Source organism: Streptomyces sp. NPDC051211 (assembly GCF_040689505.1).
GTDB lineage: Bacteria > Actinomycetota > Actinomycetes > Streptomycetales > Streptomycetaceae > Streptomyces.
In genome coordinates this window covers 25,945-39,570 of sequence record NZ_JBFBAV010000020.1, presented here as the reverse complement: position 1 = coordinate 39,570, position 13,626 = coordinate 25,945, and the positions used below count along the sequence as shown (strand labels likewise).

General features: G+C 71.2%; 14 protein-coding genes. 10 read left to right on the top strand and 4 right to left on the bottom strand.

The features are described 5' to 3' along the window. Nucleotides 1–343: 343 nt before the first annotated feature. From AB0447_RS20660 to AB0447_RS20635, 6 genes are all read left to right on the top strand, one after another. Nucleotides 344–778, top strand: coding sequence for a DUF3052 domain-containing protein (locus AB0447_RS20660; RefSeq protein ID WP_366478139.1), 435 nt, complete (start codon nucleotides 344–346; stop codon nucleotides 776–778). Nucleotides 779–909: 131 nt separating this feature from the next. Continuing rightward, nucleotides 910–1,368 carry a peroxiredoxin gene (locus tag AB0447_RS20655; RefSeq protein ID WP_366478138.1) on the top strand — a complete coding sequence of 153 codons (459 nt, stop codon included), beginning with the start codon at nucleotides 910–912 and terminating at the stop codon, nucleotides 1,366–1,368. Nucleotides 1,369–1,485: 117 nt separating this feature from the next. After that, entirely contained in the window at nucleotides 1,486–2,061 is a 576-nt protein-coding gene (locus AB0447_RS20650; RefSeq protein WP_366478137.1) for a TerD family protein, read from the top strand. Between the two features lie 95 nt (nucleotides 2,062–2,156). Then, nucleotides 2,157–2,732 carry a TerD family protein gene (locus AB0447_RS20645; RefSeq protein WP_366478136.1) on the top strand — a complete coding sequence of 192 codons (576 nt, stop codon included), beginning with the start codon at nucleotides 2,157–2,159 and terminating at the stop codon, nucleotides 2,730–2,732. A 25-nt stretch (nucleotides 2,733–2,757) separates the two neighbouring features. Then, complete coding sequence (locus AB0447_RS20640; RefSeq protein WP_366478135.1) at nucleotides 2,758–3,879, top strand: DUF475 domain-containing protein; 1,122 nt, start codon at nucleotides 2,758–2,760, stop codon at nucleotides 3,877–3,879. Nucleotides 3,880–3,956: 77 nt separating this feature from the next. After that, nucleotides 3,957–4,697 carry a Tellurium resistance gene (locus AB0447_RS20635; protein ID WP_366478134.1) on the top strand — a complete coding sequence of 247 codons (741 nt, stop codon included), beginning with the start codon at nucleotides 3,957–3,959 and terminating at the stop codon, nucleotides 4,695–4,697. A gap of 27 nt (nucleotides 4,698–4,724) precedes the next feature. On the opposite strand, the gene AB0447_RS20630 is transcribed toward AB0447_RS20635, so the two are convergent. Then, on the bottom strand, nucleotides 4,725–5,537 hold the full coding sequence (locus tag AB0447_RS20630) for a TerD family protein (RefSeq protein ID WP_366478133.1): 813 nt from the start codon (nucleotides 5,535–5,537) through the stop codon (nucleotides 4,725–4,727). Nucleotides 5,538–5,746: 209 nt separating this feature from the next. Between AB0447_RS20630 and AB0447_RS20625 the strand changes: the two genes are divergently transcribed. Genes AB0447_RS20625 through AB0447_RS20610 form a run of 4 tightly spaced genes read left to right on the top strand, consistent with a single transcriptional unit; the run spans nucleotide 5,747 to nucleotide 11,098 of the window. Beyond that, nucleotides 5,747–6,922 carry an HpcH/HpaI aldolase/citrate lyase family protein gene (locus AB0447_RS20625; RefSeq protein ID WP_366478132.1) on the top strand — a complete coding sequence of 392 codons (1,176 nt, stop codon included), beginning with the start codon at nucleotides 5,747–5,749 and terminating at the stop codon, nucleotides 6,920–6,922. Next, nucleotides 6,922–9,621: a phosphoribosyltransferase gene (locus AB0447_RS20620; protein ID WP_366478131.1), complete on the top strand. Its 2,700-nt coding sequence runs from the start codon at nucleotides 6,922–6,924 to the stop codon at nucleotides 9,619–9,621. Before AB0447_RS20625 ends, AB0447_RS20620 begins: the two co-directional genes overlap by 1 nt. Continuing rightward, nucleotides 9,618–10,439 (top strand): HAD family hydrolase, encoded by an 822-nt coding sequence (locus tag AB0447_RS20615; RefSeq protein WP_366478130.1) that lies wholly within the window; start codon nucleotides 9,618–9,620, stop codon nucleotides 10,437–10,439. The genes AB0447_RS20620 and AB0447_RS20615 overlap by 4 nt, the downstream gene beginning before the upstream one ends. Continuing rightward, nucleotides 10,436–11,098 (top strand): O-methyltransferase, encoded by a 663-nt coding sequence (locus AB0447_RS20610; RefSeq protein WP_366478129.1) that lies wholly within the window; start codon nucleotides 10,436–10,438, stop codon nucleotides 11,096–11,098. Before AB0447_RS20615 ends, AB0447_RS20610 begins: the two co-directional genes overlap by 4 nt. A 122-nt stretch (nucleotides 11,099–11,220) precedes the next feature. Here AB0447_RS20610 and AB0447_RS20605 read toward each other — a convergent pair whose 3' ends face one another. From AB0447_RS20605 to AB0447_RS20595, 3 genes are all read right to left on the bottom strand, one after another. After that, on the bottom strand, nucleotides 11,221–11,448 hold the full coding sequence (locus tag AB0447_RS20605) for a zinc ribbon domain-containing protein (RefSeq protein WP_366478128.1): 228 nt from the start codon (nucleotides 11,446–11,448) through the stop codon (nucleotides 11,221–11,223). Between the two features lie 70 nt (nucleotides 11,449–11,518). Continuing rightward, complete coding sequence (locus AB0447_RS20600) at nucleotides 11,519–12,241, bottom strand: DUF4383 domain-containing protein (RefSeq protein ID WP_366478127.1); 723 nt, start codon at nucleotides 12,239–12,241, stop codon at nucleotides 11,519–11,521. Between the two features lie 81 nt (nucleotides 12,242–12,322). Further along, entirely contained in the window at nucleotides 12,323–13,618 is a 1,296-nt protein-coding gene (locus AB0447_RS20595; protein ID WP_366478126.1) for a hypothetical protein, read from the bottom strand. Nucleotides 13,619–13,626: the final 8 nt, after the last annotated feature.

Below are 13,626 nucleotides of genomic sequence, written 5' to 3'. Positions count from 1 at the left end.
ATCGTCACCTTTACCGCTAAGTAACCCCTGGAACTTCCGGCGACTCCGCCTGGTGTCAGGGCCGGTCCGGCCAAATCGCAACCTTACGCCCAAGTCATTCGGCAGGTCCGTAAGGCCGTTCGCCCCTCAAACAGGTGGGAAAGTCCTCATCCGATGCCGAATACGCTGCAATGGTGTGGGATGAGTCACCAGAGTGCGCCGAGACGGCCGTAATCGTCACCGTTTCGACGGTCTCGGACGCCGGGTACTTGCGCGATCCGCCGAGCCCGTGTGGACTACGCCCAATGCTGCGCGTACGCGCGCGGCCCGAAGACATTCACCGAACATGAGCAGGAGGCACCCCGTGAGCGCGACCGCGGACCACGCGGAGACCAGCCTGGCCGCCCGGCTGGGTTTCCAGTCCGACCAGGTGGTCCAGGAGATCGGCTACGACGAGGACGTCGATCAGGATTTCCGCGAGGCCATTGAAGCCCACATCGCCAACGACCTCGTTGACGAGGACTACGACGACGTGGCTGACGCCGTGGTGCTGTGGTTCCGTGAGGAAGACGGCGATCTGACGGACGCCCTGGTCGACGCCACCGAGCTGGTCGAGGACAACGCCCTGATCCTGCTGCTGACGCCCAAGACCGGTCGCCCCGGCTACGTCGAGGCCAGTGACATCAGCGAGGCTGCCCAGACCGCCGGCCTGTCGCAGACCAAGAGCATCAGCGTGGGCAAGGAGTGGCTCGCCAGCCGGCTGATGACGCCCAAGGCCGCCAAGTCCGGCAAGCGCTGAACCGAGCCCCGCTACCCAGCGGACGGGCCCCCGCCGACTCCGGTCGGCGGGGGCCCGAGGCATTTCTCACCGCCCGTACGGCGGTGTCTAAGCTGGCCCCACCCCAACAGCCCAATGAAGGGACGCGAGAGATGGCGATCGAGGTCGGAAACAAGGCCCCGGACTTCGAGCTCAAGGACAACCACGGCGCCACGGTCCGGCTCTCGGACTTCCGCGGCGAGAAGGCCGTGGTCCTGCTCTTCTACCCCTTCGCCTTCACCGGCGTCTGCACCGGCGAGCTCTGCGAGCTGCGCGACCAGCTGCCGCGCTTCCAGAACGACGACGTGCAGCTGCTGGCCGTCTCCAACGACTCCGTGCCCACCCTGCGCGTCTTCGGCGAGCAGGAGGGCCTGGACTACCCGCTGCTGTCGGACTTCTGGCCGCACGGGGAGACCTCCCGCGCCTACGGCGTCTTCGACGAGGACAAGGGCTGCGCGGTGCGCGGCACCTTCGTCATCGACAAGGACGGCATCGTGCGCTGGAGCGTGGTCAACGGGCTGCCCGACGCCCGCGACCTGAACGAGTACATCAAGGCCCTCGACAGCCTCTGAAGCCCGCCCCGAGTAATGGGTGCCCACGGCGGGAACCCGTCACTAGGATCCAACCGTTGACCCGGTAGCAACCGCACGACGGGGCCCCGCCCCACACAAGAACCCAATGGAGGACCCGTGGGAGTCAGCCTCAGCAAGGGCGGCAACGTCTCGCTGACCAAAGCCGCCCCCAACCTGACGGCGGTCATCGTCGGTCTGGGCTGGGACGCTCGCACCACCACCGGCACCGAGTTCGACCTCGACGCCAGCGCGCTGCTCACCAACGACCAGGGCAAGGTCGCCGGTGACGGCAACTTCGTCTTCTTCAACAACCTCAAGAGCTCCGACGGCTCGGTGGAGCACACCGGTGACAACCTCACCGGTGAGGGCGAGGGCGACGACGAGCAGATCAAGGTGAACCTGGCCGGTGTCCCGGCCGACGTTCACCGCATCGTCTTCCCGGTGTCGATCTACGACGCCGAGACGCGCCAGCAGAGCTTCGGCCAGGTCCGCAACGCCTTCATCCGCGTCGTGAACCAGGCGGACAACACCGAGCTCGCCCGCTACGACCTGAGCGAGGACGCCTCGACCGAGACCGCCATGGTCTTCGGTGAGCTGTACCGCAACGGTGCGGAGTGGAAGTTCCGTGCCATCGGTCAGGGCTACGCCTCCGGCCTGCGCGGCATCGCGCAGGACTTCGGCGTCAACGTCTGAGCCAGCGAGCACATCACCCGTCCGGCGCCGCGCACTGACCGTGTGCGGCGCCGGACGGCTTTGCCACCACCACGTCGTCCGGGGAGGACCACAACATGGGCGTCACACTCGCCAAGGGGGGCAATGTCTCCCTCTCCAAGGCCGCACCGAACCTGACCCGGGTGCTGGTCGGCCTCGGCTGGGACGCGCGCTCCACCACGGGGGCCCCTTTCGACCTCGACGCCAGCGCACTGCTGTGCAACGGCGGCCGGGTGCTCGGAGACCAGTACTTCGTCTTCTACAACAACCTCAAGAGCCCCGAGGGCTCCGTCGAACACAAGGGTGACAACCTCACCGGTGAGGGCGACGGGGACGACGAGTCGATCATCGTCGACCTGAGCGCGGTGCCCGCCGAGGTGGACAGGATCGTCTTCCCGGTGTCGATCCACGACGCCGACGCCCGCCGGCAGGCCTTCGGCCAGGTCACCAATGCGTTCATCCGCGTGGTGAACCAGGCGGACGGCCAGGAACTGGCCCGCTACGACCTCTCCGAGGACGCCTCCAGCGAGACCGCAATGATCTTCGGTGAGGTCTACCGCTACGGAGGTGAATGGAAGTTCCGAGCCGTGGGGCAGGGGTACGCGTCGGGTCTGAGGGGCATCGCTCTAGACTTCGGGGTCAACGTTTCGTAAAGCCGTACAAGAGCATGGGGTGCCAGTGGTTCTGAAAACCTTCGGCTGGTCGTTCGCCATCACGGCGATCGGCCTTGCCTTCGCCGCCTGGCAGTGGGGGTGGGAGGCGTTCGGGATCGTACTGATCCTGTCGATCCTCGAGATCTCGCTGTCGTTCGACAACGCGGTCGTCAACGCCGGAATCCTGAAGAAGATGAATGCCTTCTGGCAGAAGATCTTCCTCACCATCGGCATCCTCGTCGCGGTCTTCGGAATGCGACTGGTCTTCCCCGTCGCCATCGTCGCGATCAGTGCCAAGGTCGGACCGATCGAGGCCATCCAGCTGGCCCTGGACGACCCGCCGCGTTACGAGGCCCTGGTCACCGACGCCCACCCGGCCATCGCCGCCTTCGGTGGCATGTTCCTGCTGATGATCTTCCTCGACTTCGTCTTCGAGGACCGCGATCACAAGTGGCTCGCCTGGCTGGAGCGGCCGCTGGCCAAGCTCGGCAAGGTCGACATGCTGTCGGTCTGCGTCGCGCTGATCGCCCTGATGGTCTCCGCTATGACCTTCGCCACCAACGCCCACACCAGCACCGGCCACGCGGACAAGTCCGCCACCGTGCTGCTCGCCGGCGTCGCCGGCCTGATCACCTACCTCATCGTCGGCGGTCTCTCCTCCTACTTCGAGGACAAGCTCGAAGAGGAAGAGGAGCGCGAGCACGAGGAGGAGGAGAAGGCCAAGGCGGAAGGCAAGCAGGTCTCCGCGGTCGGCCTGGCCGGCAAGGCCGCCTTCTTCCTCTTCCTCTACCTGGAGGTCCTGGACGCGTCCTTCTCCTTCGACGGAGTCATCGGCGCGTTCGCGATCACCAACCACATCTTCTGGATGGCCCTCGGCCTCGGCATCGGCGCCATGTACGTCCGGTCGCTCACGGTCTACCTGGTCCGCCAGGGCACCCTCGACGACTACGTCTACCTGGAGCACGGCGCGCACTACGCCATCGGCGCGCTCGCCGTCATCCTGCTCATCACCATCGAGCACGAGATCAGCGAGCTCATCACCGGCTCCATCGGTGTGGTGCTGATCGCCGCCTCCTTCTGGTCCTCCGTCCGCCGCAACAAGCGGCTGGAGCTGGAAGCAGCCACGGGGCCGGCCGCCAAGGCATGACCCCCGCGCACATGCGGAACCATTGACAGGGGCGGCCCTCCGGCCGCCCCTGTCGACGTTTCGAGGTGGGGGAAGACATGGGGTTCTTCGACGGGCTCATGGGCGGACGGGCGGCGCAGTTCCAGTCGGGCAGCGCCTCGTCGAACGCGATCGAGCTGACCCGGCGGCATCCGACGGTGTCGCTGACCAAACAGGGCGCGGTCACCGGAAACCTGCGGGTCAACCTGTCCTGGCGGATGCGGACCTCCGACATCGGAGGCAGGTCCGGGCAGAGCGGACAGCTGTTCCGCCATCCGTTCAAGCTCTTCAAACCGGAAGTGGTCCAGGCGCACACCCAGGGCATGGTCAACGTCGACCTCGACCTCGGCTGCCTGTACGAGCTGACGGACGGCACCCGGGGCGTCGTCCAGCCGCTCGGCAACCTCCTCGGCGACATCAACGATCCGCCGTACGTGAAGCTCAGCGGCGACGACCGGTTCGGGTCCGCCTCCGGCGAGACCCTCTACGTCAACCTCGACCACGCCGACGAGATCAAACGGCTGCTGGTCTTCGTCTACATCTACGACCAGACCCCGGCCTTCGACCGGACGCACGCCATGATCACCCTCTACCCGGGCAACGGCCCGCGGATCGAGGTGGCCCTGGACGAGCGGGCACCGGAAGCCCGGTCCTGCGCGGTGGTCTCCCTGTCGAACATCAAGGGCGAACTGATCGTGCGCCGCGAGGTGAGGTTCGTGTACGGATTCCAGGCCGAGCTGGACCGGCTGTACGGCTGGGGGCTGCAGTGGGGCCGCGGCTACAAGACCACCAAGGCCTGACCCGGCCCCGCCCTCGTTCGGGCCCGGCTACCGCCGGATGAACTGCGGGCCCTGCAGCGGCAGCCGGAACGAGGGGTCGCCGCCCGGCACCGGCACCGGGGCCGGGGACACCGGCTGCGGATACCCGTACGCCGGCTGGGCGGCCGGCGGGGCCTGGGTGGGCGGCGCGGACGGGACCGGCGGGGCCGTCACCGGCCGCGCCGGAACCGCCGGGGACGGCGGCCGCATCGCCGTGGTGGCCTCGGTCGCCCCCGGCTGCGCCTGCGCGGGCTCCGCCGCCTCCGCCGCCTCGGCGGTCTCGTCCACCGAGATCCCGTGGTCGGTGGCGAGCCCCACCAGCCCGTTGGAGTAGCCCTCGCCCAGCGCCCGGAACTTCCAGCTCTCGCCCCGCCGGTACAGCTCCCCGCAGATCAGCGCCGTCTCGGCGCCCGTCTCGGGCCGTACGTCGAAGTAGGCGAGCGGCTCCCCGCCGCCCGTGCCCGTGGCGTCGTACAGCAGGATCCGCAGGTCGTGGACCCGCTCGAACGGCACGTCCTCGGCCGAGGCGACCACCAGGATCCGGTCCACCGCCGGGGTGACCGAGCCGAGGTCGGCCTGCACGGCGTCGGTGACGCCCTCGCCGATCCGCTTCTTCCCCAGCCGCCACACCGCCCCCGAGGGGTGCCGGGGCTGGTTGTAGAACACGAAGTCCTCGTCCGAACGCACCCGCCCGTCCGCGCCCACGAGCAGCGCCGAAGCGTCCACGTCCGGCACCTCGGGGCCATGGGTCCAGCGCAACACCGCCCGGACCGCGGCGGCGGTCACCGGGATGTTGGAGCCCTTCTGCATCGCGTGCGTCATGCCCGTCATCCTGCCCTCCCGGGGCGGAGCGGGACAATGCGCCCCCCCGTACGCCGTATGCGCGCCCGACCTTGTCGGGAGAGCGGGCCCCGTGCATGGTGCAAAGGGGTTACCTGGATTTCATGTACTTGGGGAACTCTTGAATCTCATTCGTACGTACTATTACCGGCCACGCCAGTTGGGCCGCCGAAGCAGTACGGGGGAAGCACATGCGTCATTTCGGGCACATATCGCCCGCGGTCCGCAAGGACCTCTTTCACCGGGAGCCGGGCGAATTCACCGCCGACTCGCCGGTGCGCATCCTCGCGGCCGCTCTCGGTGCCACCCTTTACAGCCCGGCGACGCGTCCCCGGCTGGCCGCCGACATCCGTAAGCAGGCGGCCCGCGGAGTCGTGTCCATGGTGCTCTGCCTGGAGGATTCCATCGGCGACGCCGAGGTCGCGGGCGGCGAGGAGAACCTGGTCCGGCAGTTCGCCGAGCTCGACGCGGAGACCGCCGACGCGGCCGCGGAGCTCCCGCTGCTCTTCATCCGGGTCCGCACCCCGGAGCAGATCCCGGACCTGGTGACCAGGCTCGGCGGCACCGTCCGATGCTTGGCCGGATTCGTACTTCCCAAGTTCACCGAGGACCGCGGAACGGCCTTCCTGGACGCCGTGGCGGCCGCCGAGGCCACCAGTGGACAACGCCTTTACGCCATGCCGGTCCTCGAATCCCCCGAACTGCTGCACCTGGAGACCCGCGTCGAGGCCCTCGCGGGCATCTCGCGCACGGTCAACCGCTACCGCGACCGGGTCCTCGCCCTCCGCCTCGGCGTCACCGACTTCTGCTCGGCCTACGGGCTGCGCCGCACCCCCGACATGACCGCCTACGACGTCCAGATCGTCGCCGGTGTGATCGCCGACGTGGTCAACGTGCTGAGCCGCGCCGACGGCACCGGCTTCACCGTCACCGGCCCGGTCTGGGAGTACTTCCGGCACCAGGAGCGCATGTTCAAGCCCCAGCTGCGCCGCAGCCCCTTCCTGGACGGCCAGGCCGAGGAGCTGCGCACCACGCTCATAGAGCACGACCTCGACGGCCTGCTGCGCGAGATCGCACTCGACCGGGCGAACGGCCTCCTCGGCAAGACCTGCATCCATCCGGCGCACACCACCCCGGTGAACGCCCTGTCGGTGGTCTCCCACGAGGAATTCAGCGACGCCGAGGACATCCTGCGGCCGGAGCGGGGCGGCGGCGGGGTGCTGCGCTCCGCTTATACGAACAAGATGAACGAAGTGAAGCCGCACCGGGCCTGGGCCGAGCGCACCATGCTGCGCGCCGAGGTCTTCGGGGTGGCGAAGGAGGAGGTCGGCTTCGTCGACCTCCTGACGGCCGGACTCCAGGTCTGATGTCCGGCACACGTGCAGGAACGACGAAGGGCAAGACGATCGACACGGTGTGGTCGGGTACGTGGGTGGCGGAGCGGCTGGGCGTGAGGCTGGCCGGTTCCGGGCCGGGCGACGAGCTGTCCGGCCTGCTCGGGCTCGCGCTGCGGCGCAACCCCAAGCGGGCCCACCTGCTGGTCTCGCAGGTGCTCGGCAAGCACGTCCCGCAGTCCCCGGCCGTGGTCCGGGACGCCGGGTACGGGCTCGGGGAGCGGGTCCGGGAGCTGCTCGGCGCGGACGCGGAGTCGGCGGTGGTCCTCGGCTACGCGGAGACCGCGACCGGGCTCGGCCACTGCGTGGCCGACGGCCTGGGCGTCGCCCCCTACCTGCACTCCACCCGCCGCCCCGTGCCGGGCCTGACCCCGGCCGGCGGCTTCGAGGAGTCCCACTCGCACGCCACCTCCCACCTGCTGCTGCCCGAGGACCCGAAGCTGCTGGCCGGGACCGGCCCGCTGGTTCTGGTCGACGACGAGTTCTCCACCGGGAACACGGTCCTCAACACCATCCGTGACCTGCACGCCCGGTATCCGCGCGGGCACTACGTGGTGGTCGCCCTGGTCGACATGCGCTCCCCGGCCGACCGCGGCCGGCTCGCCGCCTTCGCCGCCGAGCTCGGCGCCCGCGTCGACCTGATCGCCCTGGCGAGCGGTACGGTCCAGCTGCCGGAGGGGGTGCTGGAGCGCGGCCAGGCCCTGGTCGCGGAGTACGAGGCGAAGGCGGCGCGGGCGGCGGAGGCGGCGCAGGCTGCGGCTGCCGCGAACGCCGGGCAGGCCGTTTCGGCCGGGGCCGCCGGGGCTGCCGGAGCCGCCGGGGCTGCCGGGGCTGCCGGGGCCGCCGCCGCGAACGCCGCGGACGCCGCGAACGCCGGGCAGGCCGTGGCGCCGGTTCCGGCCGAGCTCGCCGGGGCGGGCCCGGCGGAGGCCGCCGGGTCGGCCGCCGGGGTCGACGAGGCCACGGGGTCGGCCGGCGGGGTCGAGCGCGTCGTGCTCGACTGGCCCGCCGGGGTCCCCGACGGAGGCCGGCACGGGTTCACCCCCGCGCACCGGATCCGGCTGGACGAGGCGTTGCCCCGGCTCGGCGGGCAGCTCGCCGCGGCGCTCGGAGCGCGGCCCGGGCGGGTCCTCGTACTCGGCAACGAAGAGCTGATGTACGCCCCGCTGCGGCTCGCGACCGCCTTGGAGGAGACCGGGGCCGCCGCCGAGGTGCGGTTCTCCACGACCACCCGCTCGCCCGTGCTCGCCGTAGACGACCCCGGCTACGCCATCCGCACCCGGCTCGAGTTCCCCGCGCACGACGCCCCGGCCGACGGCCCCGGCCCGCGCTTCGCGTACAACGTCGCCGGAGCCGGCTTCGACACCGTCGTCGCGGTGGTGGACTCCGCGGGCGACACCCCCGAACTCCATGCGGGGCTCCTGGCGCAGCTGCGCCCGCACACCGGCCGGCTGCTGCTCGCGGTGATCCCCTCGTACGTACCCGACGCTTCCGACCGGCAGGAGCCGACCATGCTGCCCGAGCCCCTGCGCGGCCCGGCCTTCTCCTCGTACGCCCCCGAGGACGTCGGCTGGCTCCTCCAGGACCTCTCCGAGGTGCGGCTGGAGGCCCCCACCGAGGAACGCGAGGAGGCCATCCAGGCGGGCGGTGCGCACTACGCCGAGTCGCTGCCGGTCGAGTACCAGCCCAGCGCCCAGTACCAGCAGCTCTACCAGGCCGCCCTGGCCGCGTCCGCGAGCCGGATCGCCCGCGCCGTCGGCACGGTCACCGAGACCGTCCTCGCCGAACGCTCCCCGTCCCCGGTGCTGGTCTCGCTGGCCCGGGCCGGCACCCCGGTCGGGGTGCTGATGCGCCGCTGGGCCCAGTACCGGCACGGCCTGGACCTGCCGCACTACGCCGTCTCCATCGTGCGCGGCCGCGGCATCGACGCGAACGCGCTGCGCTGGCTGGCCGCCCACCACGACCCGGCCGATGTCGTGTTCGTCGACGGCTGGACCGGCAAGGGCGCCATCACCCGCGAACTGCGCGAGGCGCTGGCAGCCCATGAGGAAAGGGAGGGAGGCCCGGGCTTCGACCCGGAGATCGTCGTCCTCGCCGACCCGGGCGGCTGCGTCGCCACCTACGGCACCCGCGAGGACTTCCTCATCCCGTCCGCCTGCCTGAACTCCACCGTCTCCGGGCTGATATCCCGGACGGTGCTCCGCTCCGACCTGGTCGGCCCGGCCGATTTCCACGGCGCCAAGTTCTACCGGGAACTGGCCGGTGCCGATGTCTCCACGGCCTTCGTGGACACCGTCGCCGCCTGCTTCGGTGAGGTCTCCGACGCGGTCGACGCCGAGGTCAAGGACCTCCTGGCCGCCGACCGCACCCCCACCTGGGAGGGCTGGGCGGCGGTGGAGCGGATCAGCGAGGAGTACGGCATCCACGATGTGAACCTGGTCAAGCCGGGCGTCGGCGAGACCACCCGGGTGCTGCTCCGCCGGGTGCCGTGGAAGATCCTGGCCCAGCGCGGCGCCGGACCCGACCTGGACCACGTACGGCTGCTCGCCGAGCAGCGCGGGGTGCCGGTGGAGGAGGTCGACGGGCTGCCGTACACCTGCGTAGGACTCATCCACCCCCGCTTCACACGCGGCGCGACCGGCGCCGACGGAAAGGCTGTGGCCACCTCGTGACTGTCCTGGTAGCAAGCGATCTGGACCGTACGCTCATCTACTCGTCGGCGGCCCTCGGGCTGACCATGCCCGACCCGGAGGCTCCGCGGCTGCTGTGCGTGGAGGTGCACGAGGCCAAGCCGCTCTCCTTCATGACGGAGACGGCGGCCGCCCTGCTGGCCGAACTCTCGGCCCGGCCCGATGTGGTGTTCGTCCCGACCACCACGCGCACCCGCAAGCAGTACCAGCGGATCCGCTTCCCCGGCCGGCCGGCGCCGTACGCCATCTGCGCCAACGGCGGCCAGCTGCTGGTGGACGGGGTCCCGGACCGGGACTGGCGGCGGGCCGTCGCGGAGCGGCTCGCCCGGGAGTGCGCCCCGCTGGAGGAGGTGCACGGCCACCTGCTGGCCATTGCGGACCCGGCTTGGCTGCGCAAGGCCCGGGTGGCCGAGGACCTGTTCGCCTATCTGGTGGTGGAGCGGGCGCTGGTGCCCCCGGAGTGGCTGAAGGCCCTCACCGAGTGGGCCGATGCCAGGGGCTGGTCGGTCTCCCTTCAGGGCCGCAAGATCTACGCGGTGCCGCGGCCGCTGACGAAGAGCGCGGCGATGCGGGAGGTGGCCCGGCGCATCGGCGCGGAGCACACCCTGGCGGCGGGCGACTCGCTGCTGGACGCGGATCTGCTGCTGGCCGCCGACCAGGCCTGGCGGCCCGGACACGGCGAACTGGCGGAGTCGGAGTGGGCCGCTCCGGGGGTGCGGGCGCTGACCGAGGCCGGGGTGCTGGCGGGGGAGCGGATCATCCGGGAATTCGGCCGGGCGGTTGGCACACTGACCTCATGACCAAGGGCAACAGCACCAAAATCACCGACGAGTTGTACGCGTACATGCTGGCGCAGAACCCGCCGCTGGACGAGGTCCAGCGCGGGCTGATCGCGACCACCTGGGAGAAGTTCCCGGACTCGGCCGGCATGCAGTCGGCGGAGGAGCAGGGGCCGCTGCTGGCCTTCCTGGTCCGGCTGACCGGCGCCCGGCAGATCGTGGAGGTCGGCACCTTCACCGGCTTCTCCACCCTGTCCATGGCGCAGGCCCTCCCGGCGGACGGCCGGATCATCGCCTGCGACATCTCGGAGGAGTGGACGGAGTACGGCCGGCAGGCCTGGGAGGCGGCGGGCGTCGCCGACCGGATCGACCTGCGGATCGCGCCGGCGCTGGACACGCTGCGGGCGCTGCCGGCGGAGCCGCACGTCGACATGGCGTACATCGACGCCGACAAGGAGAGCCAGATCGCCTACTGGGAGGAGCTGGTTCCGCGGATGCGGCCGGGCGGCCTGATCGTCACGGACAACACGCTGTTCCACGGCTCGGTGCTCGACGAGTCGGCGACGGGCTCGGCGGCGGGCGTCCGCGCCTTCAACGACCACGTGCGGGCGGACCGGCGGATGGACAGCGTCCTGCTGGCCATCTCGGACGGCCTGACCCTCTCGCGCCGGGTCGCCTAGGCGGGCCGGCCGGTCTAGCCGGGCCGGCCGGTCTAGCCGCGCCGGCGGGTCTAGCCGGGCCGGCCGGTCTGGCGGGGCCGGCGGGTTCTGCCAGGCCGGCCGGTTCTGCCGGGCCGGCGGGTCTAGCCGCAGCCGCCTCCACCGCAGCAGCCGCCGCCTCCGCCTCCGCCGCCGCCTCCGGCGGAAGGGGCGGGGGCGCTGCCGGTCCCGCCGACGGCGACGGCGGAGAGCAGCTTGACGGTGTCGGCGTGCCCGACGGGGCAGTCGGCGGGCGCGGACGACTCGGCCATGGGCCGGCTCACCTCGAAGGTGTTGTCGCAGGTCCGGCAGCGGTATTCGTAACGAGGCATGCGCCCACTTTAGGCCCCGCCCGTCGCCCGTCCCAGCCCCTCGCGGGCGGTTCCCACCCGCCTGCCGCGCCTATCGGGGCAAGGGGTGGCCGGAGCCGACGGCCCGCCGCTCCCGGGCGGCCTGCTCGGGATGCCGGGCCTGCCAGTACGGGTTGTCGTGCGGCAACGCGCTGCCCACCCGTCCGTACATCCCGAACCACATCAGCATCACGCCCACCACGAAGCTGAACAGCACGTTCTGGATCCGGAAGGCCAGGAAGTTGAAATCGCCGTCCAGCAGGGCGAGGTTGACGAACCCGCTCAGGATGAACGCCACCCCGATCACGATGTTCAGGGTGGAGGCGAAGGTCCCGCCGATCACCATCCCGACGAACAACAGCGCCCCGATGCAGATCGACAGGACACTCAGCGCGCCGTTGGTGTTCAGGGCGAGCACGGTGTCTCCGCCGGTGTCGAAGAACCCGATCCGGTCGATGAGGCCCAGGATGCCGAAGGTGACCAGCAGCAGCCCGGTCAGACCGGCGCCGACCCGGTAGACCTTGCTGAGCTTGTGATCGGTGGGCAGGTGCTCGTCGAGCCGGGCATTGACCGGATGCAGGATGCGACGCAGCGTCCGGTGGAGATCACGTGGCGGGCGGGGCGCATAAGGCTCGTGGGGCACGTACGGCGCATAGTTCTCATGGGGCTCGTGGCACCCGTAAATCGCATGAGGCCCGTGAGTCTCATGCGGTACCGGTACCGGTACCGGGGGTACCCGGCGCGCACGAGGCCTGTGGAAAACGTGGCTGGCCATACCGCCCTCCTCCGCTCCGTTCCCGCACCTCCAGCATCCGCCGATGCCCAGCCCGCGACAACTCCGGCCTCACTCGACCGCTCACTCGACCGCGCGTCGGCCCCGCATGTCCGCCACCACCCGGCCCACCGCCACCCGGACCTCCTCCATCTCCTGGAGGAAATGCCAGTAGTCGGGGTGCCGCCCCTCCAGCCCCGCCAGCGCCCGGTCCATCCGGGCCACCGCATCGTCCAGCGGCCGCGCATGCCGCGGGTCGGGCACGCTGCGGCCCTCCATCGCCAGCCGCTGGGCGTCCCGGATCGCGAACCGGGTCCGCCGGACCTCGACCTCCGGGTCCCGGGCCACCGCCTCCAGCCGCTCCAGCCGGTCCTGCGCCGCGGACACCGCCCCGTCCACCGCATCCAGCAGCGCCCGCACCGTCCCGAACAGCGCGGTGGCATCCGCCCACCGCTGCTCCTCCCGGGCCTTCGCCGCCTCCCGCAGCCGCTCCTCGGCCTGCGCCACATCACGTGCGGCCTGCTCCGGCACCGGCTGAAGGTCCTGCCAGCACGCCGCGGAGAACCTGCGCCGCAGCTCGCTCAGGACCGGATCCACCCGCTCGGCCCGGTTCCGCAGCGCCTGCGCCCGGGTCCGCAGACTCACCAGCCGCCGGTCCATCTCCGCCGCCCGCTCCGGCAGCCGCTCCGCCTCGGCCCGGATCGCCTCCGAGTCCCGCAGGATCCGGTCCGCCCGCTGCAGGGTCTCCGGTACGCCGTGCTGCCCGGCCCCCTGTGTCAGCTTGGTCAGCTCCGGCCCGAGCGCCGCGAGCCGCACCGCCAGATCATCGGCCCGCATCCCGCCGGCCCGCACCGCGTCCAGCGCATTGCTCGCGGCCAGCAACGCGGCCCGGGCCCGCTCCCTGGCCGGCGCCACCTGCGCCAGCTGGCTCTCCGCCCGGTCCAGCAGCGGCTGTAGCCCCTGCGCGTACCGCTCCAGCTCCCCTTTGACCCGGACCAGATCCTCCCGCGCCCGCACCAACTGCTGCTTGGCCAGCGTCGCCGTCCCGCCGTCCAGGTCGTCCCGGTCCAGATCGTGCGCGTCGACGGCCTCGATGTACGCGTGGCTGACCTCGTCGATCCGCCGCCCCAGCGCCCCGAACCCCTCGACGGCCTGCCGCCCCGCCGGACTCCCGTCCACCGCGGCGATCGTCTCGACCGAGATCCGCAGATCCCGCTGGGCCGTGTCCAGCTCGTAGAAAGCGGCGGCGGCAGCATCCTTCGCGGCCTGCGCATCCGCCCGCCGGCTCTCGTCCCGCCCACCGAACCACCGCCGGGATGCCGTCGTCACAATCCCTCTCCCGTACCCCGTCCGCCCGTGCCCCGCCCTGCCTTGCTCCATTCTCTCCC